16 protein-coding genes and 1 tRNA gene are annotated in these 22,807 nt (G+C 69.5%); 9 read left to right on the top strand and 8 right to left on the bottom strand.

Annotation, left to right across the window (positions count from 1 at the left end):
* Positions 1-18: 18 nt before the first annotated feature.
* The 3 genes from OCEPR_RS01650 (at position 19) to OCEPR_RS01640 (ending at position 3,869) form a co-directional block, all read left to right on the top strand.
* Positions 19-1,701, top strand: coding sequence for a right-handed parallel beta-helix repeat-containing protein (locus OCEPR_RS01650; protein ID WP_013456967.1), 1,683 nt, complete (start codon positions 19-21; stop codon positions 1,699-1,701).
* 178 nt (positions 1,702-1,879) lie between these two features.
* Positions 1,880-3,451: a S8 family peptidase gene (locus tag OCEPR_RS01645; protein WP_013456966.1), complete on the top strand. Its 1,572-nt coding sequence runs from the start codon at positions 1,880-1,882 to the stop codon at positions 3,449-3,451.
* Positions 3,452-3,524: 73 nt separating this feature from the next.
* Positions 3,525-3,869: a DUF3147 family protein gene (locus OCEPR_RS01640; protein WP_013456965.1), complete on the top strand. Its 345-nt coding sequence runs from the start codon at positions 3,525-3,527 to the stop codon at positions 3,867-3,869.
* 33 nt (positions 3,870-3,902) lie between these two features.
* Here OCEPR_RS01640 and OCEPR_RS01635 read toward each other — a convergent pair.
* Both OCEPR_RS01635 and OCEPR_RS01630 read right to left on the bottom strand, forming a co-directional pair.
* Positions 3,903-3,978: transfer RNA gene (locus OCEPR_RS01635), tRNA-Asn, on the bottom strand.
* Positions 3,979-4,044: 66 nt separating this feature from the next.
* On the bottom strand, positions 4,045-5,334 hold the full coding sequence (locus OCEPR_RS01630; protein WP_013456964.1) for an SAM-dependent methyltransferase: 1,290 nt from the start codon (positions 5,332-5,334) through the stop codon (positions 4,045-4,047).
* Between the two features lie 103 nt (positions 5,335-5,437).
* Between OCEPR_RS01630 and OCEPR_RS01625 the strand changes: the two genes are divergently transcribed.
* The 3 genes from OCEPR_RS01625 to OCEPR_RS01615 are packed head-to-tail and all read left to right on the top strand — an operon-like array spanning position 5,438 to position 7,914.
* Positions 5,438-5,893, top strand: coding sequence for a CBS domain-containing protein (locus tag OCEPR_RS01625; protein WP_013456963.1), 456 nt, complete (start codon positions 5,438-5,440; stop codon positions 5,891-5,893).
* A 51-nt stretch (positions 5,894-5,944) separates the two neighbouring features.
* Positions 5,945-7,135 (top strand): cation:proton antiporter, encoded by a 1,191-nt coding sequence (locus OCEPR_RS01620; protein ID WP_041554389.1) that lies wholly within the window; start codon positions 5,945-5,947, stop codon positions 7,133-7,135.
* 23 nt (positions 7,136-7,158) lie between these two features.
* Entirely contained in the window at positions 7,159-7,914 is a 756-nt protein-coding gene (locus tag OCEPR_RS01615) for a LysM peptidoglycan-binding domain-containing C40 family peptidase (RefSeq protein ID WP_013456961.1), read from the top strand.
* Here OCEPR_RS01615 and OCEPR_RS01610 read toward each other — a convergent pair.
* Positions 7,883-8,968 carry an aminopeptidase gene (locus tag OCEPR_RS01610; protein WP_013456960.1) on the bottom strand — a complete coding sequence of 362 codons (1,086 nt, stop codon included), beginning with the start codon at positions 8,966-8,968 and terminating at the stop codon, positions 7,883-7,885. The genes OCEPR_RS01615 and OCEPR_RS01610 overlap by 32 nt on opposite strands.
* Positions 8,969-9,041: 73 nt before the next feature.
* Here OCEPR_RS01610 and OCEPR_RS13095 point away from each other — a divergent pair, with 73 nt between their 5' ends.
* Positions 9,042-10,505: an E3 binding domain-containing protein gene (locus tag OCEPR_RS13095; RefSeq protein ID WP_013456959.1), complete on the top strand. Its 1,464-nt coding sequence runs from the start codon at positions 9,042-9,044 to the stop codon at positions 10,503-10,505.
* Positions 10,506-10,799: 294 nt separating this feature from the next.
* Here the strand turns inward: OCEPR_RS13095 and uvrB are convergent, their stop codons facing one another.
* From uvrB to OCEPR_RS01590, 3 genes are all read right to left on the bottom strand, one after another.
* Positions 10,800-12,851 carry an excinuclease ABC subunit UvrB gene (gene uvrB, locus OCEPR_RS01600; protein WP_013456958.1) on the bottom strand — a complete coding sequence of 684 codons (2,052 nt, stop codon included), beginning with the start codon at positions 12,849-12,851 and terminating at the stop codon, positions 10,800-10,802.
* 2 nt (positions 12,852-12,853) lie between these two features.
* On the bottom strand, positions 12,854-13,564 hold the full coding sequence (locus OCEPR_RS01595; RefSeq protein WP_013456957.1) for a tetratricopeptide repeat protein: 711 nt from the start codon (positions 13,562-13,564) through the stop codon (positions 12,854-12,856).
* A 70-nt stretch (positions 13,565-13,634) separates the two neighbouring features.
* Positions 13,635-16,310 (bottom strand): S-layer homology domain-containing protein, encoded by a 2,676-nt coding sequence (locus OCEPR_RS01590; protein ID WP_013456956.1) that lies wholly within the window; start codon positions 16,308-16,310, stop codon positions 13,635-13,637.
* 573 nt (positions 16,311-16,883) lie between these two features.
* Here OCEPR_RS01590 and glmS point away from each other — a divergent pair.
* Both glmS and OCEPR_RS01580 read left to right on the top strand, forming a co-directional pair.
* Entirely contained in the window at positions 16,884-18,698 is a 1,815-nt protein-coding gene (glmS, locus tag OCEPR_RS01585) for a glutamine--fructose-6-phosphate transaminase (isomerizing) (protein WP_013456955.1), read from the top strand.
* A gap of 273 nt (positions 18,699-18,971) precedes the next feature.
* Positions 18,972-19,811, top strand: a complete 840-nt coding sequence (locus OCEPR_RS01580) for a hypothetical protein (protein ID WP_013456954.1) — start codon at positions 18,972-18,974, stop codon at positions 19,809-19,811.
* A 38-nt stretch (positions 19,812-19,849) separates the two neighbouring features.
* Here OCEPR_RS01580 and OCEPR_RS01575 read toward each other — a convergent pair whose 3' ends face one another.
* Together OCEPR_RS01575 and OCEPR_RS01570 are read right to left on the bottom strand one after the other, a co-directional pair.
* The gene (locus OCEPR_RS01575) at positions 19,850-21,079 is read right to left on the bottom strand and encodes a hypothetical protein (protein ID WP_013456953.1); all 1,230 of its coding nucleotides are present in this window, start codon (positions 21,077-21,079) and stop codon (positions 19,850-19,852) included.
* A 100-nt stretch (positions 21,080-21,179) separates the two neighbouring features.
* A complete protein-coding gene (locus OCEPR_RS01570; RefSeq protein WP_245544466.1) occupies positions 21,180-22,739 on the bottom strand; it encodes a DEAD/DEAH box helicase in 1,560 nt (519 codons plus the stop codon).
* Between the last annotated feature and the right edge of the window lie 68 nt (positions 22,740-22,807).

Raw genomic sequence — 22,807 nt, 5'->3', positions numbered from 1 at the left:
CGGGCAGGAAAGGAGAAGATGGCTTTGCGCGCAACCCGCAAACGGTACCCCACGATCTTCCTCGCCTTCGCCCTGGCCCTGCTGGCCGCCTGCAACCCGGCCAAGGAGAACCCCCCACCCGGCGGCTCCCAGCCGCCCCCCGGCGCCTGGGTGGCGCCCGCGGGGGTGCCCGACCCCGAGTTCGGGATCGTCGAGAAACTCGAGGACTACTACACCCGCCCCGACCCCTGGGACGAGGAAACCCCCGGCTGGTACTACGTCGACCAGTATCACCCCGACGCCAGCGACGCCCGTACCTACGGCACCCCCGCGGCCCCCCGCGCCACCCTGCCCGATCCCATCCCCGCGGGCTCGGTGGTGGAGGTCCACGGCCGCTACGACTACGCCCCCACCGGCTACGACGTGGTGCAGGCCGAGGGCACGGCCGAAGCGCCGGTCTTCATCGTGGGCGACGAGCCCAGCGGCAGCGGACCGGCGCTGGTGACGCGCAAGTGGGTCGTCAAGTCGAGCTACACGATCCTCGAAGGCTTCGAGTTCACGGACTTCGGCAAGGTGACCTTCAACTACCCCTCGCACCACGTCGCCCTGCGCAACAGCGAGTTGCACGACATGGCCGGAAAGATCGGCGGCGGCGGCCGCTCCGACGCCGAGCGGGTGCGCCACATCGTGATCTACAACAACAAGATCCACTCGCAGGACGGCTGGGATCAGAATCCGGACGTCGACCTCGACAACCACGGCATCAAGTTCGGGTCCTACACCGAGGACGTCTGGGTGCTCGACAACGTGGGGTACCACAACGGCGGCAGCTTCATTCAGATCGGCGATTGGGGCGACGGCAGCACCGAAGCGCTCAACCGCTCCCGCCGCTTCTACGTGGCCCGCAACGACCTCTACGCCAACCGTCAGTCGCCGATCGGCATCAAGCAGGCGACCGACGTCATCATCTCCGAGAACGTCCTCCACGACAACCAGAAGATCCAGAGCAACGCCGCCGGCCAGTCGGGGGTCGTCTTCCAGTACGGGCCCGAGCGCGTCTGGATCCTCTTCAACCGCATCTACAATTCCAACTCGGGCATCACCGCCGGCAGCAACAGCGGCGGCACCGGACAGGAGCAGTACATCATCGGGAACGTGATCTACGACATCGCCGTTCCGCCCGACTTCACCTACAACCCCAACACCGGCTGGGCCCCCGCAGCCATCATGCTGGCCGGAGGGCGGAACCGCCACATCGTGGACAACACGATCTGGAACGTCGACGGCGGCATCCACTCCCCGGGCGGCGACGGCAGCCTGCAGATCCACGGCAACCTCGTCGCCAACGTCCGGCAGGGGCGGCACGTCTTCGTCGAACTCGGCAACGCGGTCAGCGCGAGCCGGATCACGGGCAACGTCTTCTTCCAGGCCGGCGGCGCACCCACCTTCCGGCTCGGATCGACCGCCTTCACCGGCGTCGCCGAGCTGGACGCCGCGGCTCAGGCCTCGGGCAACCTCGAGGCCGATCCCCTGCTCGCCGACCCCGCGGCCGGAGACCTGAGGCCCCAGGCCGCCTCCCCCCTCGTCGACTCGGGGAGCGAAAACGACGTCTACCAGCGGTTCTTCGACCTCTACGGCCTCGACATCCGCCGCGACGCGGCGGGCACCCCCAGGCCCCAGGGAGCCGCCTGGGACCGGGGGGCGTACGAGTACGTCCGCTGACACCCTCCTCGACGCGCCGCCCCGGGGGACCGTCACCCCCGGGGCGGCGGCTGGAAGGCGGGCCGCACCCCCGCGCCGAGACCCATTTCGCTCCATCGATTGACAAGCGGGGGTTTCGTTCCCTAGACTGGGACCACCACCCCAAACCAACGGGTTGGTTACAAGGAAAGGAGACGGTATGAACCTTAGAACGTGGCTCTTGGCTCTTGCTTTGTCGTTAGGGGTTTTGGTGGCGTGTTCCACGCCCCCGAACCAAGCGGGCACACCTGATCTCTCCGTTTCGGCCGAATCGGTCGCCCCCATCTACGGGCAGGACGCCGAAGCCGCGATTCCGGGGCAGTACATTGTGGTCTTCAAGAAAGGCGCCGCCGCGCCGGTATTGCAGCAGCTTCAATCGGGCAACGTATCGGGACTGGGTGTATCGGATCAAGACGTTCAACTGTTGTACGTATACTCGACTGCGCTTCCCGGCTTCGCGGCCGTGTTGAGCGACGCTGCGCTCGTGCAGCTCGCCAGGGATCCGCGGGTGGCCTACATCGAGGCGGATCAGCGCATCACCCTCTCCGCCACCCAAAGCGGGGCCACCTGGGGGCTCGACCGCATCGATCAGCGGGACCTCCCGCTCGACGGGAACTACAGCTACACCGCCACCGGTGCGGGCGTGCACGCCTACATCATCGACACCGGCATCCGCACGACCCACCAGGAGTTCTCCGGCCGCATCGGTAACGGCTACACCGCCATCAGCGACGGGCTTGGCGTCGAGGACGGCAACGGGCACGGCACCCACGTGGCCGGCACCGTCGGCGGCAGCACCTACGGCGTGGCCAAGTCGGTGACGCTCCACCCCGTGCGCGTTCTCGACGCGAACGGCTCGGGCACGACCTCCGGCGTCATCGCCGGCGTGGACTGGGTGGCGGCCAACCACCAGAGCCCGGCCGTCGCCAACATGAGCCTGGGCGGTTCGGCCAGCCAGTCGCTGGACGACGCCGTGCGCAACGCCATCGCTTCGGGCGTGACCTTCGCGGTCGCCGCCGGCAACGAAAACACCGACGCCTGCACGAAGTCGCCGGCGCGGGTGGCCGAGGCGCTCACCGTGGCCGCCAGCGACTCGAGCGACGTGCGCGCCTCCTTCTCGAACTTCGGCTCCTGCGTCGACCTCTTCGCCCCGGGCGTCTCCATCACCTCCGCCTGGAACACCTCGGACACCGCCACCAACACGATCAGCGGCACCTCGATGGCCACCCCCCACGTGGCCGGTGTGGCCGCGCTCTACCTGGAGACCGACCCCGGCGCCTCGCCGAGCACCGTCAAGCAGGCGATCCTCGACTCCGCCAGCGCCGGTCGCATCAGCGACGTCGCCGGCTCGCCCAACCTGCTGCTCTTCAGCGGCCTCACCCCCGAGACCGGCGGGGGCGGGGGTGGCGGCGGCAGCACCGCGCCCTGCACCGGCTGCGAGTACTACAGCGGCACCCTGACGGGCTCCGGCGATTACGACTACCAGCCGAACGGCAGCTACTTCTACGCTCCTGCGGGGGTGCACAAGGGCTGGCTCGAAGGGGCCGCCGGCACCGACTTCGACCTCAAGCTCTGGAAGTGGACCGGTTGGGGTTGGCGCACCGTCGCCAGCTCGACCAGCTACACCTCGAGCGAGCAGGTGACCTACAGCGGCACCGCCGGCTACTACGTCTGGCGCATTGAGTCCTACAGCGGCTCGGGCAGCTACGACTTCTGGATGGAACGACCGTAACCACGGCTCCCCGCGACCCCCGGCAGCCGCCGGGGGTCGCCTTCATGCGGTAGCCTGGTGCGGAGGTCCCGCCGTGCCCTACCTGGTCAAGCTGGTCGTCAGCGCTCTGCTCATCGTTCTCGCTTCGGAAGTCGCAAAACGGAGCACGCTGCTGGGTGCGCTTCTGGCTTCCATACCGCTCGTTTCGGTGCTGGCCATGGTCTGGCTCTACCTGGAGACCCGCGACGCGGAGCGCATCGCGGCCTTCGCCCAGGACGTCTTCTGGCTGGTGCTGCCCTCGCTGGCGCTCTTTCTGGCGCTGCCCTGGCTGCTGCGCGCGGGGGTGCACTTCTTCGCGGCGCTGGGCCTGGGCCTCGTCCTCACCGCACTGGCGTACGCGGGCACCCTCGCCCTGCTGCGGCGTTTCGACGTTCCCTAACAAAGACCCGCCCCCTTGGGGGCGGGCGTTTTCTGGCTCCGCGGGCAGGACTCGAACCTGCGACCAATCGGTTAACAGCCGACCGCTCTACCAGCTGAGCTACCGCGGACCGCGGCGCCAGGCAAGGGCTACTATATCAAATCGCGCCGCCTTTGACAACGCGTCCTGGAGGGGGCTACGGGGCGTAGATCCAGGCGCGCGAGCGGGGCAGCTCCACCCGCCCCCGTTCGTCGGGCTTGGCCAGCAGCACCTGGTGCACGGCCAGGTGGCCGGCGGCGAACTGATAAGCGGAGACGCTCATGTAAAGCCGCCACAAACGGGCGCGCGCCTCGCCCACCTCGGCGGCCGCTTCCGCGAAGCGCGCGTTCAGACGCCGCACCCAGTGGCGCAGGGTGACGGCGTAGTGTTCGCGCCAGTCCTCCACGTCGCGCACCTCGAACCCCGCCGCTTCGGCGGCCTGGAGGTGCGTCCACAGCGGCAGGATCTCGCCGTCGGGGAAGACGTAGCGGCGCAGGAACTCGCCGGAGGCCAGCTCGCCGGAAAAACGGCTGGGCACCGGGCCGCGGGTGATCACGTGGTGCAGCATCAGCCCGCCCGGCTCCAGATTGGCGTAGGCGATGCGGAAGTAGTCGGGCAGCCGCTCGCGGCCGACGTGCTCGGCCATCCCTACCGAGGCGATCTTGTCGAAGCGTCCGCGCACCTCGCGGTAGTCTTCGGGGCGAACCTCCACGCGGCCCTCGAGCCCCAGACGGCGAACCCGATCGCGGACGAAGCGCACCTGCTGTTCGGCCACGGTGACCCCGACCGCGTGAACGCCGTAGCGCTCGGCGGCGAAGAGGACGAGCCCGCCCCAGCCGGCGCCGATGTCGAGCAGGCGCTCGCCCGGGGCCAACCGCAGCTTACGCGCGATGTGCTCGAGCTTCTTTTCCTGCGCGGCGTCCAGGTCCTCGTCGCCCTCGGGGAAGTAGGCGCAGGAATAGACCATGCGCCGGTCCAGCCACAGGCGGTAGAAGGCGTTGGAAACGTCGTAGTGGTGTCGGATGGCCGCCCGGTCGCGCGGCTTGGAGTGCGTGCGCCCGCGCAGGCGCGCGGCCAGTCCAAGGTCGCGCAGCCCCGCGCGCAGCCCCCGCACCTCGCGCAGCAGCCCGATCCAGTGACGCGGGCTCAAGCGGGCGGCGTGCCGCTCGAGCGCCTCCAGCACCGCCTCCAGGTCGCCTTCGACGTCGAGGGAACCCTCGAGGTAGGCCTCCCCCAGCGCCAGATCCAACGGGGGATCGAGCAGCCGCGCCAGCACCTCGGGACGGCGCAGCACCACGTCGGCGCGCGCGCTCGCGCCCGGGCTCGGCGGCAGGTACGTCCCGTCCCAGAACTTCACGCCGAAGGGGCGCTCGCCCTCGAACAGGCGTTCGACGAGCCTCCGGGCCGCTTCTTGCAAGCGGTCGCTTCGGGGTACGGTTTCGGCCATGGCCTCCTCCCCTCTGCACGACGTTCTGCTGAACACCTCATTCTACTCCTCCGCCCGCGCCGGGACCAGCGCGCCCGGGGGCCGGCGTTATAGTGAAGGGGCTATGAAAGCCGTGGACATTATGACCGCAAACCCCCTCACCGCCACGAAGGGCGAGACCCTCTGGGTGGCGGCCGAGCGGATGTCGGCCCACCACTACGGGGGCCTTCCGGTGGTGGACGAAACGGGCGTGTACCTGGGCGTCCTGGAGATGGACGACCTGCTGCCCAAACCGGAGAACATTCCGGGCGCACCGGACGTGATCGCGCTGCAGCTCTTCGACAAGTGGGTGGACGAGCACTCGATCCACGACTTCGTCCAGATCTACAAGGAAAAACGCGTCGAGGAGGTGATGCGCACCGAAGTGCCGGTACTGAAGCCCGGCGACCCCCTGCGCGTCGTGCTCGACAAGCTGATCGAGAACCTCTACCGCCGCATGCCGGTCGTCGACGAAGGGGGGCGCCTCGTCGGCATCATCACCCGGGGCGACCTGCTCATGCTGCTGATGGGGAGAAAGTAAACGATGAACCCGATCTTCGTACCCCTCGCCGGGCAGGTGACCGAGGGCGGAATGGCCCAGGCCGAGGCGGTGGAAAAAGCCCTTTCCGCCCACCTCTTCGAGATCTTCATCCTCATCCTGGCCACCCAGGTGGTGGGCTGGATCTTTCAGAAGATCAAGCAGCCGGTGGTCATCGGCGAGCTGCTGGCCGGCGTGATCGTGGGGCCGGCCCTGCTGGGCTGGGTCGTCGAGGGCAGCCTGATCGAGTTCATCGCCGAGCTCGGGGCCATCTTCCTGCTCTTCATGGTCGGCCTGGAAACGCGGATGCACGACATCCTCAAGGTGGGCAAGGAGGCCTTCGTCGTCGCGGTGGTGGGGGCGATCCTGCCCTTCTTCGGCGGGTACTACTTCGGCCTCTACATCGGTTTCAACCAGGTGGCCGCCCTCTTCTTGGGCGCGGCGCTGGTGGCGACGAGCGTGGGCATCACCGCGCGGGTGATGCAGGAGCTGGAGGTGCTCTCGCGCCCCTACAGCCGCATCATCCTGGGCGCGGCGGTGATCGACGACATCGAGGGGCTGATCGTGCTCGCCATCGTCTCGGGCATCGCCACGACCGGCGCGGTCGAGACCTCCGGCATCGTGCGCCTGGTGCTCATCTCCTTCGCCTTCGTGGGCGCGGCCATGGCCCTGGTGCCCTTCGTGCGCCGGATCCCGCTCGACCGTCTGCCCTTCCAGTCCCCCCTGGGGGTGGCCATCGCCTTCGGCATGGGCATGGCCACGCTCGCCTCGTTCATCGGGTTGGCGCCCATCGTGGGGGCCTTCATGGCGGGCATGGTGATGGCGGAGCTGCGCGAGGAACACGAGCTGGAACCGCCGATCCACGCCATCGAGTCGTTCCTCGCCCCCATCTTCTTCGCCTACATGGGCGTGCAGCTCGACCTGGCGGCGCTCACCAGCCGCGAGGTGCTGATCGCCGGCGTGGTCATCAGCCTGATCGCGATCGCCGGCAAGCTGGTCTCCATGTTCGGCGCCCTCTCCCAGGGCCTCCGGCAGGCGCTGGTGGTGGGCGTGGGCATGGTGCCGCGCGGCGAGGTGGGGCTGATCGTGGCCTCGATCGGGCTCTCGGCCGGGGCGGTCGACGAAAAGGAGTTCGCGATCGTGATCTTCATGGTCGTGGTGACCACGATCATCGCGCCGCTCTCGCTGCGCCCGCTCATCGCCTGGGCCGACCCCGAAGTGCCGCTGACCGAAGAAACCGCCTGATCCGCGCTATACTGACCCCTAAGGTGAAAACGTTCGCCTTGGGGGTCTTGCTCGTTCTGGGCGGCGCGCTGGCCGGAAGCTACCGGGTCCAGCCCGGCGACACCCTTTGGCGCATCGCCGTGAGCCACGACGTCGACCTCACCGTCCTGCTGCTGCTCAACCCCGAGGCGGCGGGTGGGCTGCAGGCCGGGGCGGTGCTGCGCCTGCCCGAACGCCACCGGGTCGCAAAGGGCGAGACGCTGTGGCGCATCGCCCGCCGCTACGGCACCGACGTGGCCACCTTGAAACGCCTCAACGGCCTAGCGGGCGACGCGCTGGCCGTGGGGCAGGAGCTCTGGGTCCCCCCCGCCCCTGCGGCCCCGCCCGCTGCGCCCGAACCCGCGCAGCCGCCCGTGGATCCGGGGCGGCTCGAGCGCATCGCCTCGGCCTATCTGGGCGCCCCTTACCGCTGGGGCGCCACCGGCCCTGACGCCTTCGACTGCTCGGGCTACGTGGGCCGCGTCTACGGCGAGCTGGGCGTCGCCCTCCCCCGCTCCACCCGCGACCTCTGGGCCCGGCTCGAGCCCGCCTCCGACCTGCGGCCCGGGGACCTCGTCTTCTTCAGCTTCGGCGGGCGCGGCGTGGACCACGTGGGCATCTACCTGGGGAACGACCGCTTCATCCACGCCAACAGCGTAAAGAACCGGGTAATGATCGAGCGGTTCAGCGCCCCCTGGTACCGCAAGGTCTACCTGGGCGCGCGGCGCGTCACCCCGGCCAAACGAACCAGTCTTCGCTGAAGCGGCCGTCCTCCTGGACGACCTCCCCGTCCGCGATCAGCGCCCCGCCGCGGCGCAGGTCGACGATCAGGTCCCAGTGGATGGCCGAGCGGTTGGTTCCTCCGGTGGCGGCGTAGGCCTGCCCAAGCGCCAGGTGCACCGTGCCCCCGATCTTCTCGTCCAGCAGCACCAACCCGGTGCCCCTTTCCAGACCGGAGTTCGTGCCGATGCCCAGCTCGCCCACGCCGCGCGCGCCCGCGTCGGTGGCCAGCATGGCCTGCAGGTAGGCGTCCCCCTCCTCGGCCGAAGCCTCGACGACCCGCCCCGCCTCGAAGACGAGCCGCACGCCGCGCACCCAGCGGCCGCCGGCGAGGATGGGCAGGTCGAAGCGCACCTCCCCCTCCACGCTGTCCTCGAGCGGCGCGGTGTAGACCTCGCCGCTGGGGAAGTTGCTGCGCCCGTCGGAGTTGACCCAGCGGCGCCCCTCCACCCGCATCCGCAGGTCGGTGCCCTCGGCGCGGATGCGCAGCTCGCGCACGCCCTCGAGCCGCCGGATCAGGCGGGCCTGCGCCTCCGAGAGCGCCCGCCAGGCGGCCGCGGGATCGGGCCGGTCGAGGAAGAAGGCGCGGCGAACGAGGCGGCGGTAGGCGGGCTGGCTCATCCCTGCCATGGCCGCCAGACCGGCCGTGGGCCAGAGGGTGAGCGTGCGGCGCCCGTGCGGCGGCCGCAACGCCCCCCAGGCCTTGCGGTGTCGGGCCAACCGCTCGCCGTCGACCCCTGCGGCGGCGAAGGGATCGGAGGGCGAGAGGACGCGCACGAAGGCGTCGCTGGCGGCGACGAGCGCCCGCTCCGCCTCGGGCACCCGCTCCAGCCACGCCCCGGCGCGCTCGAGGAACTCCGCATCTTCGCCGGGGTAGGCCATCCGCAGCAGCGGGTAGGCCCCGCGCGCGAGCGCCTCGCGGTGGAGCTCCCGCAGCAGGGGCCAGGCTTCCATCTCGGCCTGGATCAGCAGCGTCTCGCCGGCCTCCACCGGCCGGCTGTAGTCCAAGATCAGGCGTGCCAGTTCCCGTTCCATACCCCAGGGTACGTGCTGCAGGCGCGCGCGGCTAGAACTGGGCTATGATAGGGGGAACATAGGGAGATCCGAGATGACGGAACCGAAGATTACACCCCTGGCCAGGCGGCTCGCCGAAGAAAACGGCATCGACTGGCACAACCTCGAGGGCACGGGCCCCGACGGGACCATTGTGGAGCGCGACATTCTGGCCTTCCTCGCCAAGGTGATGGCCGGCGAAGTGGAGCTCCCCCCCGAACCGACCGACGCGGCCCCTCCGGAGGCCGTTCCCGACATCAGCCAGGTCCAGGAGGTGCTGGCGCGCGAGGGCGTGGACATCGGCGACCTCGTCCCCGAAACCCCCGTCGAACCTCCGGCGCCGGTCGAGGCGGCGCCTACCGCGGAAGAAGTCTTCGTCGAGGAGGAGACCTTCTTCGAGGTCGACTTCGAGGAAGAGGTCGCGGAGGTCGCGGAGGTCGCGGAAACCCCCGCCTCCGAGCGCGAGCCCGCGGGCGCGACCGGCCTGGACGAGGAGGGCTGGACCGTGGTCGAGCCCGAGGCCGAGGCGGCCTCGCCCTGGCTCGAACCCGAACCCGAGGAGGCTGCTCCCTCCGAGGAGGCTCCGGGCTGGGAGGAACCGGTCGAGACCGCCGCCGAGGAGCCCGCCTTCGAATGGGAGGCGCCCGAACCCGGGCCCGCGGAGGAGATCGCCGCGGCGCCGGAACCCGCCGCCGAACCCGAGCCCTTCGCGGGCGTCGACTTCGGCGAACCCGCCCCGGAGGCGGCGGCCGCAACGGAGGAACCGGAGGCCGTCGAGCCCCTGGACGAAGCCAAACCCCTGGAGGAAGAGGCCGCCGAGGCCGCGTGGCCGATGGAGCCCGAAGAGGCCTTCGCCGAAGCGCCCGAGCCGGAACCGTCGGCGGCCGAGCCGGAGCCCGAAGCCTCCGAACTGGAGGCCGCGGAACCCGAAACCGCGCCCGCGGAAGCCGAGCCGGAACCCCCCGCCGCACCCCCTCCCCCGACCGAGCCGGCCGTGGAAGAACCGGCCTTCGCCGCCCCCGCGGAGGAGGAAGCGGCCTCCGCGGCGGCCGTCGCCTTCCCGCCGGCGTTCCGCCGCGCCGTCGACCTGGCCGCCGCCGAACGCGCGCGCGCCGACCTTTCCGCCGCCTGGCGGCGCGAGGTTCCGCTCGAGCTGCTGCTCTTCCGGGCCGCCGACCGCGCCCTGGCGGAGCTGGAGGTGCCGTTGCGCCCGGTGCTGGGCCGCCTCGAGGGCGAAACGGCGCGGACCCTGGCCGTGCAGCCGGCGCTGGGCCTGCGCGACCTCTTCGATCAGATGCTGGCCGCCGAAGAGGGGGGCGAAGGGCTGGTCGTCCTGGACCTGAGCGAAACCCCCTACGCCGAGGTGATCCTCCCCGGCCAGGTGCTCCTCGCCCTGGGCCGCGCCGGGCTCCCGGAAGACCTGGGGCTGCTCTCGATCAGCGGCGAGCTGCCTACCGACCGCACCCGCTTCCTCGAACGCGTGGCCTTCTACCTGGAGCGGCCCATCCTGCTGGCCTGACCGGCACCCCGGACTCCCTGCCCCCGGCCCCGCGGCCGGGGGTTTGTTCGGGCGGTTCGTAGTGCGCAGTTCGTGGTACGTGGTGCGTCGTGCAAAACGGAAGCCTGTAGCCGTGGCCTGTAGCCTGTGGCGTTTTTCTTCGCCACGAGAAAAAAGCCACTGGCTCGGTCGCAGAGCAATAGAACTCCTCCTTGGGGAGGGCCGGGGTGGGGGTCGTTGGCGATGCCTGAGCCAAAAGCCCGTCGCCTATACATGGCCAGCCCACACCCCACCCCCTACACCCCACACCCCAACTCACCTCCGCCGCCGGCGCTTCTTGCGGCTCGGCGGCGTGGCCTGGGGCAGCGCCACGCCCTTCAGCTGCGCCTCCAGGGCGCGGAGCTGGTCGCGCAGCTCGGCGGCCCGCTCGAAGTCGAGGTCCTGCGAGGCCGACCACATGGCCAGCTCCAGGTCGGCGATCTGCCGCTTCAGCTCCTCCTCGTCGACCGCCGCCGCCGGCTCGGGGGCCTCTTCGAAGTCCTCGGGCTTGACCATGCGGCGCACGCTCTTGTCGATGGTGCGGGGGGTGATGTTGTGCTCGCGGTTGTAGGCCTCCTGAACCGCGCGCCGCCGGTTCGTCTCCTCGACCGCGGCCTTCATCGCCTCGGAGACCTCTTCGGCGTAGAGGTAAACCTCGCCGCCGGCGTTGCGCGCCGCCCGGCCGATCGTCTGGATGAGGCTGCGCTCGCTGCGCAGGAAGCCGGTCTTGTCGGCGTCGAGGATAGCCACCAGGCTCACCTCGGGCAGGTCGAGCCCCTCGCGCAGCAGGTTGATGCCCACGAGCACGTCGAAGTGGCCCAGGCGCAGGTCGCGCAACAGCGCCTGGCGCTCGAAGGCGTCGAGCTCGTGGTGCATGTAGCGGGCGCGCAGGCCGTGCTCGCTCAGGTAGGCCGTCAGGTCCTCGGCCATGCGCTTGGTCAACACGGTCACGAGCACGCGCTCGTCCCTGGCGGCCCGCTCCTTGATCGCCGCCATCAGGTCCTCCATCTGCCCCTCGGCGGGCTTGACGGTCACCTTCGGGTCGAGGAGGCCGGTGGGGCGGATGATCTGCTCGACGACCTGGCCCGACATTTCCAGCTCCTCCGGGCCCGGCGTCGCCGAGACGAAGACCATCTGGCCGGTGCGCTCCAGAAACTCGTCCAGCTTGAGGGGGCGGTTGTCCAGCGCCGAGGGCAGGCGGAAGCCGTACTCGACGAGCACCTTCTTGCGGGCGTAGTCGCCGTTGTACATGCCGCGGATCTGGGGCACGGTGACGTGCGACTCGTCGATGAAGGTCACGAAGTCTTCGGGGAAGTAGTCGAGCAGCGTGTAGGGCGGCTCGCCGGGGGCGCGGCCGGAGAGGTGGCGGGCGTAGTTCTCGATGCCGGGGCAGTGGCCCATGAGGCGCAAAAGCTCCAGGTCGTAGAGGGTGCGCTCGCGCAGGCGCTGGGCCTCGAGCAGCTTGCCCGCCTTCTCGAACTCGGCCACCCGCGCCTTCAGCTCGGCCTCGATGGCCTGGATCGCCGGGCGCAGGCGCTCTTCCGGGGTGGCGTAGTGGGTCGCGGGCATGAGCATCAGGGTGTCCAGCTCAGCGCCGCGCTCGCCGCTGATGGGGTGGACGGTGTGGATGCGGTCGATCTCGTCGCCCCAGAGCTCGATGCGCACCGGTTCGGTCCCGTAGGCGGGCCAGACCTCGATCACCTCGCCCTTGGCGCGGAAGCGCCCGGGCTGCAGATCGATGTCGTTGCGGTCGTAGGAGAGCTCCACCAGCCGCTCCAGAATCTCCTCGCGCCGCATGACCTGGCCCACCCGCAGCACCAGGTGCATGGCGTAGTAGTCCTCGGGGCTGCCCAGGCCGTAGATGGCGCTCACCGAGGCCACCACGATCACGTCGCGGCGGGTGAGCAGGCTCTGGGTGGTGGAGTGGCGCAGGCGCTCGATCTCGGGGTTGATGCTGGCGTCCTTCTCGATGAAGAGGTCGCGGCCGGGCACGTAGGCCTCGGGCTGGTAGTAGTCGTAGTAGCTGATGAAGTACTCGACCGCGTTCTCGGGGAAGAGCTCGCGGAATTCGGCCGCCAGCTGCGCGGCCAGCACCTTGTTGGGCGCCATCACCAGCGTGGGGCGGCCCAGGGCTTCGATCACCTTGGCCATCGTCACCGTCTTGCCGGTGCCGGTGGCGCCGAGCAGCGTCTGGTAGCGCAACCCCGACGCGAAACCCTCTACGAGCTGGCGAATCGCCTTCGGCTGGTCGCCCCTTGGCTCGGGGCCGCGGTAGACGAAGTTCGCTGGGGTCTGGTCTGCGTGGAGGGTGCTGCGGGTCGTGGACATGCTCAGGGACCGAGGCGGTTCAGCTCGTCGCGGGCCGGGCCGTATCCGGGGTAGCTGCGCAGCAGGAAGCGCAGCGTGCTGCGGGCCTCCTTCACCCGGCCCAGGCGCTCGAGGGCGCGCGCCTGCCAGTAGATGGCCTGGGGCTTGAGCGGGCTCTCGCTCCCCAGTTCCAGCTGAGCGCGGCGGAGGAGGGCGAGCGCCTGCTCCGGCGAGGTGGCGAGCAGCGTCAGGCCCTGGAGGAAGAGGGCGCTGGCCCCCGAGCCGCTGCGCTCGGCCTTGCCGAAACCAAGCCGGGCGCGCTCCGCATCCCCCTGGGCCAGGCCGACCGCGCCCCAGAGGAGGGCGTACTCGGGCCGGGGCGACAGGGCGACGGCGCTGCGCAGCGCCGCCCAGGCGGCGGGCCAGTTGGCCCGGGCGCTCTCGATGCGGCCCTTCTGCCAGTAGTAGGCCGCGTCGTCGAGGCCCGCTTCCCGGGCGCGCTCGAGCCAGTGCTGGGCCCGGTCCAGGTCGCCCTCGAACAGGTAGACGTCGCTGAGCAAGCGGGCCGCGGCGACGGGGTGGTCGGCGATCTGCTTCTCCAGGGCGATCTCGGCCAGGGCGTACTCGCCGCTGCGAATCAGCTGCTCGGCGTAGCTGAGGGGCTCTTCGGCCGCGACCGGCGAGGCCAGCAACAGCCCGAGCAGCGCCAACAGCGTGATCCGCACCCGGTTCATCGGCCCCATTATGGCACCGCAAAATGAGAACCCCCGCCCGGGGGCGGGGGTTCGGCGTGCGAGTTCGGGATTAGAACTCGACGGAGTAGCTGACCTTGAAGGCCTGGCCGTGGGTGGTGTTGCCGCCGTTGTTGACGATGGCGTCGATGTAGGCGAACTGCATGCCTTCGTAGGTCCACTCGAAGAAGTAGCCGGTGAGGCTGCCGTTCGTGGTGCCGGTCGAGGACCAGACGCGGTCGTCGGCAGGGTTGAACGGATCGAGCAGCTGGGTGTCGGCAAGCAGCACGCTGGCGACGTTGGTGGCGGTGTAGCTGGCGTAGCCGCCCTTGAGGCTCGAGCCGAAGATGAAGTCGCCGAGCTCGAGGCCCACGCCGTACTTCATTTCCGAGGTCGTGCCGGTGGTGCGGCTGACGAAGTCACCCGTCAGGGTCGGCTTGAAGACCACGCCGAGCTCGCCCACCTTGACCTGCGCACCGTACTTGATGGTGGAGGTGCCGGGGGTGGGGGCGTGGTAGCGGAACATCGGGTGGATGCCCACGACACCGAAGTTGGCGTCGAAGTCACCGTAGACCCAGATGTGGCTGTTGCCGCTGACGGTGTACTTCTTGTACTTGGCGGTCAGGTTGAGGCCGCCGATCAGGGCGTTCTCGCTGCCGCCGTCGTGGGTCAGGCTGGCGCCGTAGGCCGACTCGCCCTCGGTGGTGGGCAGCGGGCCGTCCACCGCCGTACCGCCAAGGGTGGCCGAGCTGTAGAAGGCCTCGAGGGTGAAGCCCTTCATCGGGCCGATGGCGGCGCTACCGCCGTAGGTCACCTCGTCGTTGGTCGGGTCGGTGGCGTCGGCGTTGTAGTAGTCGTAGTTGCCCTTGAGGGTGATGACGCCCAGGCCGGCCTCGGCCGCCGCACCGTACTTGTCGATCTGCGAGGTGGCGGTGCCGGCGAAGTCGGTCTGGTGGTCGTAGTAACCGCTGACGCTGAACGCGCCCAGCTCGGCCGCGGCGTCGAAGCCGTAGCCCTTCTGGTCGTTACCGAAGGGGGCGCCGTTGATGGTGTTGCCGTTGGCGTCCTGGCTCTGGTAACCGGCGGTGTCCACGTCCTGAGAGACACCGGCGAAGTTCGGGTCGATGGCGCGGTAGTTGGCGTTGGCCTTGAACTTGCCGTCGCCCAGGTTCAGCCCGCCCTTGAAGTACATGACGCTGGCGGCGGTGCCGTCGTTGCTCATGTCGTACTCGCCCTCGAGGCTGAGGGGGCCGAAGCTGGCGGTGGCGTGACCACCGTAGACGGTGTTCGAGTAGGCGGGGCCGTAGACGTCGGCGGCTTCCTGCACGGCGTAGGCGGCGATCGAGAAGTTCTCGAAGCTCTTGCCGGCCATCACGCCGCGGTAGTAGCGGTTGTCGGCGTTGACGGTGTCGGCGTCGCCGGTCGAGCCGTACACGCCGGTGATGTCGAGGATGCCCTTGTACTCGACGACGTAGCCGGTGCCGCGGCTGTAGTAGTCGTTGTCAAAGACGTACTCGGTGAAGTGGGCCTTCGGCTGGCGCGCCAGGGTGATCATCAGCGGGTCGTTGCCCACGGTGAAGCTGGTGCGCACGCCGGTGATGTCCCAGAAGCCGCCGGTGGTGCCGGTGTAGCTGCCGCCGCTGACGTTCCAGGTGCCGTTGATCTCGATGCCCTTGATCGTCAGGCCCGCGGCGTCCACTTCGTAGGCGTTAGGGAAGAGCAGCTGAAGGGTCAGGCTCGAGCTCCAGGTGCCTTCCTGCTGGAAGCCGGCGCCCAGGTCCGCCTTGGCCGCCACGTCGCCGGTGTCGCTGGTGGCTTCGCCGGTGCTGAAGGCGGTGCCGAAGAGGCGGTCGGCGTCGAAGTCCTCGAGGCCGCCGTCGAGCACGCGGTAGACCGAGTACTCACCCGAGATGCTGCCCGAGACGGTGAACTGGTAGAACTTCAGGCCGTCCACCTGGTCCTGCAGGTCGCCCACGTTGGCTTCGAGGGCGCTGACCTTGTTCGAGACGTTGACCAGGTCGCCGCGGATGGCGGTGACGTAGTCACGCACCGACTGCACGTCGTCCTTGGTGGCGACGCCCGAGAGGTCGGTCATGCCCGAGGCCTTCTCCAGGGCGGTGACGCGGTCCTGGAGGCTGAGGACGTCCTGGTTGAGCAGCACGGCCAGCTCGTTGAGGGCCTTGATGCTGTCGGCGTTGGCCGAGGCCTGCGCGCCCACGGCGTCCACCTTGCCCTCGAGGGCCTGCACCTGCGCCAGCGCGGTGTCGGCGGCGATGGCCGCGGCTTCCACGCGATCGGCGAGGTCCTTGAGCGCGGCGCCGCTGGCGCCTTCACCCGAGGGCATGCCCTTGAGCTCGGCGATCATCTTCTCGAGGCGGGCCACGTCGCTCTTGGAAGCGGCGTTGTCCTCGAGCGCGCTCACGCGTACGCCCAGGGAAGCCAGTTCGGCAGCGAGCTCCTGAACCGCGTTGCGGAGGGCGGTGATGGTTTCCTGATCCATCGCGCCCATCTGGCCCGGCTCCAGCTTCTGGAGCAGGCGGTAGATGATCATGGCCGCCTGATAACGGGTCAGGTTCTCGTTACCACGGAAGGTCCCGTCGGGGAACCCGAGAATGATCCCCTCGGCCGCGATCTTCTCCACGGCTTCCTTGGCCCAGTGCCCGGCGGGAACGTCCGAGAACTGCGCCGAAGCGAAGCCCATGGAGAGCACGGTCAGGAGACCGGCCAACAAGATGACTGCTTTCTTCATACCTACACCTCCTAAGGTGTTTGCCAAAAGCGCGCGGGAGGTGTACGGCTCGGGGCGAGTTGCCGTGTTTCCTCTCCCGAATCAAGGCGTCGCCCGCGCGGGAGCCCCCGTTCACCCGTGACCCCGCGAGCGGGGTTAAGCACGACCGTAACGGGGTGCATCCAACACGCATCCTAATGGCGCGCTCATGCCGCTGTCAAGCGAATTTTCTTCATGCACGGGCGCGCCGACGGTATACTTTGGGGGCGGCGCAGGCCGGCCGTGGAAAGGGGGTGGGGCAGCAGGTTTTCGGGGAGCGCAGGGAGTGCGTGCAGCACGCACTTTACGAGGTGGTGGACCCCCACGGGGGATAACCGGCGCGCCGCCGGGAAAGATCGAACGGTTCCGCGGATGCCACCAGGGCCGGCCCGGCCCTCCCGACCCAAGAGGAAGCCGAAGGGGAAAGCCCACGCCGCGAGGCGGGGACAACCCGAGGCGGGGCGCGTGCACGAAATCGAACGGGAACGCGACTGCAAAAGCGGGAAAAACATCACGTGAAGACGTTCCCAGCCTTGGGCTGGGCAAGGAGGACGCATGTGCGGCATCGTAGGCTACGTAGGCTTTAAGAACGCCACCGACGTGTTGATCGACGGGCTTAGGCGGCTCGAGTACCGCGGCTACGACTCGGCCGGCGTGGCCGTGAAGACGAACGGGCGGCTGGAGGTGCGCAAGAAGGCGGGCAAGCTGGCGCGGCTGGTGGAGGTGCTGGAGGAGGATCCCCTTTCGGGCCACCTGGGCGTGGGCCACACCCGCTGGGCCACCCACGGCCCGCCCACCGACGAGAACGCCCACCCCCACCCGGTGGAGGACGGTTCGCTCGTCGTCATCCACAACGGCATCATCGAGAACTATCTGCCCCTCAAGGAGCGGCTGCTCGCCGAGGGGCACGTCTTCAAGAGCGACACCGACAGCGAGGTGCTGGCGCACCTGATCGAGAGCCACTACCAAGGCGACCTGGAAGCGGCGGTGCGCGCGGCGCTGGCCGAGGCCGAGGGGGCCTACGCCCTGGTGGTGGCCCACAAGGACCACGACGAGCTGGTGGTGGCCCGCACCGTCAGCCCGCTGGTGATCGGACTGGGCGAGGGCGAGAACTTCGTGGCCTCCGACGTGCCCGCGCTCCTGCCGTACACCCGCCGGGTCGTCTTCCTGCACGACGGCGACATGGCCGTCGTCGGCAAGGACGGCGTGCGGGTGATGGACCTCGCGGGCAATCCGGTGGCGCGCGAGGCCAGCGAGGTGGACTGGGACGTGGAGGCGGCCGAGAAGGGCGGCTACCCCCACTACATGCTCAAAGAGATCTACGAGCAGCCCTGGGTGCTGGAGAACACCCTGGGCGGCCGCCTGCACGAAGAAGAGGCGAACGTCGAGCTGGGGCTCGACCTTGACCTCGCCCGCTTCGACCGGGTGCACGTCATCGCCTGCGGCACCGCCTTCTACGCCGGCTGGGTGGGCAAGTACCTGATCGAGGAGCTGGCGCGGCTGCCGGTGGAGGTGGACGTGGCCAGCGAGTACCGCTACCGCAACCCGGTGGTGGACGAGCGCACGCTGGCCGTCGTGATCAGCCAGTCGGGCGAGACGATCGACACCCTCGAGGCCCTGCGCGAGGCCAAGCGCCGCGGGGCGGCCAGCCTGGGCGTGATCAACGTCAAGGGCTCCTCGATCACCCGCGAGACCGACGCCACCCTCTACATCCACGCCGGTCCCGAGATCGGGGTGGCCTCGACCAAGGCCTACGTCGCCATGCTGGCGGCGATGGAGATGCTGGCCATCGCCCTGGGGCGGGCGCGCGGCACCCTCGACGCCGGGACGGCCCGGCGGCTCTTGGGCGAGCTGCGCAAGCTGCCGCGCCTCGTCGAGGAGACCCTGGAGCGCCGGCCGATCGTGGCCCACGTGGCCGAGAAGTACCACCAGGCCACCGACTTTTTGTTCCTGGGGCGGCACGTGCAGTCGCCCACCGCCTACGAGGGGGCGCTGAAGCTCAAGGAGATCAGCTACATCCACGCCGAGGCCTACCCCGCCGGAGAGATGAAGCACGGCCCCATCGCCCTCATCGACCCGCGCCTGCCCGTCGTGGTGCTGGCCACCCAGGGCCCGCTCTACGAAAAGACGCTTTCCAACATCCAGGAGGTGGCCGCACGCGGCGGCCGCGTCATCGCCCTGGCCAGCGACGGCGACGAAGGCATCCGCCAGCACGCCGAGGACGTGATCTACGTGCCCGAGGTGCACCCGCTGCTGGCCCCGATCGTCAGCGTGGTGCCGCTGCAGCTCTTGGCCTACGAAACCGCGGTGCTGCTGGGCCGCGACGTGGACCAGCCGCGCAACCTGGCGAAGAGCGTGACCGTCGAATGAAGCGCATCGCGCCCGTGGCCCGCAAGCGCCCCCTCAAGCAGGGCTGAGGCTGCCTCCACCTTGGCGACGCCCGCTGTGGCCTCCAGGCGGGCGTCGGCCGCGCTACGCCCACTTTCTCCTTGCTCCGCCGAGACGGCCATGCCGTGCCGGGCCCCGCTCCAGCGCGACCCTACCGTCATCGCCCATACGCCCGCCGCCCACCCGGCAGGAAGTGCGGGGCAACGGCATGTGAACTGTTGCAGATAGTCAGGGCCGCTTTGCTATCATGTCTTCATGTTTACGCAACAACGAAAACTGGCATTGGGCGTCGCCCTGTTGCTCGTGAGCGTTGTAGCAGCTGGCTGCGTCACCACGACACCGGTTACGCAAACCGACACCCAGGTCAGCTCTCCCTTGGACCGTCCGGCCCCTCCCATCTTCGGGGGTGAGGGGAAAGGCAACACCGTTAGCGGCTGGGTGCATCACCTCTTCAATCCCGCCCCCTCCGACAGAGACGCCGTGTGCCGTAAGGCCTACGAGGATGGGCAAGCGGACGCGTACGACAACCCCTTCCCCTACGTCAGCGTCAAGTTGCAGGGCGGTGGATCGATCACCTTCTCACCGGTCTTGGACCAGATTTACACGACCTGCTTTCTGGCGGGCCTGGACGGTGAACCCCGGCCGCTCAACCCACCCACCCCGCCTGCCTTCATATCGATCGAAGACCCGCTCTTCATCCAACCCGGGGACGCATCGCAGGTGTTGTGGCGGCTGACGAGCACGACGGGCGGTCCCGAGGGAGGCGAGCCGGTCAACTACCGCATCACCTTCGCCTTTCATAGCGGCACCAAGGTCCGGCTCGTAACCCTACCGCCGCCGGCGAACACCGAGGTCCATGCGGTACCCACCTTCGACGCGGTCGACGACTTACCCAACTTCCTCTCCGGTGTCTACTACTACGGCGCCTACGGAGGCCTAGGAGACGCGGAGGTGTCGATCGGTATGAACTTCCTGGATATGAGCCGGGAGCTGAAACGAATCATCCTACGCGCCGATGCATTCCAGATCATCGTCACGCGCGGATTCGGAGCCGAGTCCCTGGACATCGCCGAGGAAGCCTATCCGGACCTTTGAAGACCGCACGCCGCCGCGCCGGCGCAGCGGCGTGCCAGCTACGGCTGGATGTGGAGGTCGTCGCCGTCGATGTCGGCGAAGGTGTTGCTCGTGAGGATGTCCGAGTTGTAGGCCGTCTCGGGGGCCACGGAGACGCCGTGGCCGGAGGAGTGCTGGATCGTACTGTTCTTGATCTCGATCCACTGGCTCGAGGCGTTGCCCGAACTGTAAACGGTGACGTTGGCCTTCAGGTCGGGGTCGGTTTCCGCACCGCCGTACTCGACGACGACGTAGTGCAGCAGGTTGTCGTGGCTGTCGGTGTCGTTGAAGATGAGCCCGTACCAGTAGCCCTTTTGAGGCTGGAGCGCGGTGAAGGTGATCGGCTCGGTCACGGTGCCCACGGCCTTGAGGGCCGAGTTGCTGCCGTAGGCCCACAGCGAGGCGTCCTGTTCGAAGACGAGCGTGGCGCCCGGGGCGATGGTCAGCACCTGGCCGCTGTCCGTCGCGGGCGCCCCCATCACCCGGTAGGGCACGTTGAGCCGCTGCCAGGTCTGCGTCTGGACGTAACCGTAATCGCCCGAGAAGCGGACGTAGTCGTAACCCGCGTCGTTTCCGGTGAAGTCGTTGCTGGCGTCCAGGAAACCCACCTCGTTGGCGTACATGATGACCGGGAAACCGGCGTTTTGGGTCACGGTGTTGTGGGCGAAGTCGCCGTCGCGCAGGTCGTCGCCGCCGATGATCACGTCGGTGCTCATGCGCAGACCGCTGCCCGCGCTCTCGCGGATCAGCGAGTAGGTCATCTTGAGCCGGCTGCGGCTTTCCAGGTCGAGCGCCGCGCGGTAGTTGCCGTAGGCCCCGCCGTCCCAGCGCTGGTCCGCACCGGCGTACTCGATCTCGACGTACTTGAGTTCGTTGTCGAAGCTGTTGGCGTCGGCATCGAAGACGATGCCCTTCCAGTAGCCGCGCACCTTGGACGCCCCGGTGAAGAGGATCTTGGCGCCGGCGGTCCCGACCGCTACCAGGGCGCCGTGGCCGCTCACGTAGAGGCCGGTGTCCTGAGCGAACTCGAGCGTGGTGCCGGGTTCGATCACCAGCTTTCCGGGCTCCTCGACGTAGAGGTCCCCGGTCACCCGGTAGGGGTTGCAGGCCGAGGGCGTGAGCGTAACCTGGGCGTCGATCGTGCCGCTCAGGTTGCAGCCCGTTACGCCGCCGCCACCGCCGCCGCCTCCGGGCCCGCAGGCGGCGAGCGCCAGCAGCGCGAGGGTCAGTGCCGTGGTCTTGAGCTTCATGCCGCACCTCCACCGTGAGGGTAGGCCGGCCTGCGTCACAACCGCGTCACAAAACGCCGCGCGCCGCCCTCGGGCGGCGCGCGGTCCAAGAAGGAAAGTGTCAGGCGCTCACGCGGCGGCGCTTACCGCGCGGCCGCTCGTTGCGCCGCGCCGGGGCCGGGGCGGCCTTGACCTTGGCGGCCGGGCGCGCCCGCAGGCCCTGAACCGCGTCCAGCCGGTCCAGCTCGCCGGCGCGAACGTCGGCGTAGGCGACGCCGCCGGCGAGCTGGATGCGTCCGATGTCGGAAAAGCCGGCGCGCTTGAGCACGGCCACGACCTTGCCGGCCGAAAGCTGCGGGGCCTCCAGCTCCAAGGTGCGCCAACCCTCGTCGCCGGTCAGCAGGCTGCGCGGCTTCGGCGCGCCCCCCAGGAGCATGGCCAGCAGACCCGCGAGCGACTCGACGTCCTCGCGCTCGATCCAGGCCTGGGCGACCTCGCGCCAAACGGCGCGGTCTTCCTCGGACTGCGCGGCGGCGCGGCGCAGCAACCCGGCGATCTTGGCCTGCTGCACCTCCTCGGGGGCGGGGGCGCGGCCGTGCTCGAACTTGCGCCCGACGGCGCGCTCGAGCTGCCCCAGCTCGCGGCGCTCGCGGCTCGAGTGAAAGATGATCACGGTGCCGCTGCGGCCGGCACGGCCGGTACGGCCGGAGCGGTGCTGGTAGGACTCGGCCCGCTCGGGGAGGCGGAGGTGGACGACCAGGTCCACCTCGGGGATGTCGAGGCCGCGCGCGGCCACGTCGGTGGCGACGAGCACGCCCACCTGGCCGCTGCGGAAACGGCCGACGGAGCGCTCGCGCTGGGTCTGGTTGAGGTCGCCGTGCACCGCTTCGGCGGCGTGCCCGCGGGCGGTGAGCGCCCGGGCCACCTCGTCGGCCTCCTTCTTGGTGCGGGTGAAGACGATGGCGCGCTCGGGTCCGTGCGCATGCAGCAGGTCCGAGAGCGCGCTCATGCGCGCGGAGGGCGAGGCCTCGATGGCGATCTCGCGGTAGCTGACCTCCTCGTCCTGAACGACGTTGACGACGGTCGGCTCCTTCAGGTGACGGCCCACCAGCCGCTTGGCCCAGCCGGGAAGGGTGGCCGAGAACATCAGGGTCTGGCGCTCTGCGGGCGTAGCCCCGAGCAGGGTCTCCACGGCCTCTTCGAAGCCCATCGAGAGCATCTCGTCGGCCTCGTCGAGGACGGCGATGCGCACCTGCGCGAGGTCGAGCACCCCACGGTTGAGGTAGTCGATGGCGCGGCCGGGCGTGGCCACCACGACGTCGGCGCCGCGCTTCAGCGCCGCCGCCTGGCTGCCGTAGCCGGTACCGCCGTAGACGGTGACGATCCGCAGGTGCGGCGCCACCCACTCCAGCTCGCCCGCGACCTGCAGCGCGAGCTCGCGCGTGGGCGCGAGGACCAGCGCCCGGGGAGGGCGGCCGGGCGTGCGCGAGGGCTCGAGCCGCTCGGCTATGGGCAGCGCGAAGGCCAGCGTCTTGCCGGTGCCGGTGCGCGCCAGGCCGAGCACGTCGCCCCCCGCGAGTGCGGCGGGTAGGGCCTCGTTCTGGATGGGGGTGGGGGTGGCGATGCCTTTTTCTTCGAGCGCGGCCAAGGCCTGCTCGCTGAGTCCGAGTTCTCTAAACATGCTGTTCCTTTCCGGGGCCCCGCCCATGCCCCGTCCAGGAACCTCGGGTGGGTTTTGCCCGCAAACTT

The organism is Oceanithermus profundus DSM 14977 (genome assembly GCF_000183745.1).
In the GTDB taxonomy this organism is placed as follows: Bacteria; Deinococcota; Deinococci; order Deinococcales; family Marinithermaceae; genus Oceanithermus; species Oceanithermus profundus.
The sequence above is the reverse complement of the archived record's forward strand: the minus strand, read 5'-3'. Positions and strand labels throughout refer to the sequence as shown.

Coding starts and splice junctions, on each gene's coding strand:
- OCEPR_RS01650 (WP_013456967.1), top strand. CDS start 19: ATGGCTTTGCGCGCAACCCGCAAACGGTACCCCACGATCTTCCTCGCC.
- OCEPR_RS01645 (WP_013456966.1), top strand. CDS start 1,880: ATGAACCTTAGAACGTGGCTCTTGGCTCTTGCTTTGTCGTTAGGGGTT.
- OCEPR_RS01630 (WP_013456964.1), bottom strand. CDS start 5,334: ATGGCCGAAACCGTACCCCGAAGCGACCGCTTGCAAGAAGCGGCCCGG.
- OCEPR_RS01625 (WP_013456963.1), top strand. CDS start 5,438: ATGAAAGCCGTGGACATTATGACCGCAAACCCCCTCACCGCCACGAAG.
- OCEPR_RS01620 (WP_041554389.1), top strand. CDS start 5,945: ATGGCCCAGGCCGAGGCGGTGGAAAAAGCCCTTTCCGCCCACCTCTTC.
- OCEPR_RS01610 (WP_013456960.1), bottom strand. CDS start 8,968: ATGGAACGGGAACTGGCACGCCTGATCTTGGACTACAGCCGGCCGGTG.
- OCEPR_RS13095 (WP_013456959.1), top strand. CDS start 9,042: ATGACGGAACCGAAGATTACACCCCTGGCCAGGCGGCTCGCCGAAGAA.
- uvrB (WP_013456958.1), bottom strand. CDS start 12,851: ATGTCCACGACCCGCAGCACCCTCCACGCAGACCAGACCCCAGCGAAC.
- OCEPR_RS01595 (WP_013456957.1), bottom strand. CDS start 13,564: ATGAACCGGGTGCGGATCACGCTGTTGGCGCTGCTCGGGCTGTTGCTG.
- OCEPR_RS01590 (WP_013456956.1), bottom strand. CDS start 16,310: ATGAAGAAAGCAGTCATCTTGTTGGCCGGTCTCCTGACCGTGCTCTCC.
- glmS (WP_013456955.1), top strand. CDS start 16,884: ATGTGCGGCATCGTAGGCTACGTAGGCTTTAAGAACGCCACCGACGTG.
- OCEPR_RS01580 (WP_013456954.1), top strand. CDS start 18,972: ATGTTTACGCAACAACGAAAACTGGCATTGGGCGTCGCCCTGTTGCTC.
- OCEPR_RS01575 (WP_013456953.1), bottom strand. CDS start 21,079: ATGAAGCTCAAGACCACGGCACTGACCCTCGCGCTGCTGGCGCTCGCC.
- OCEPR_RS01570 (WP_245544466.1), bottom strand. CDS start 22,739: ATGTTTAGAGAACTCGGACTCAGCGAGCAGGCCTTGGCCGCGCTCGAA.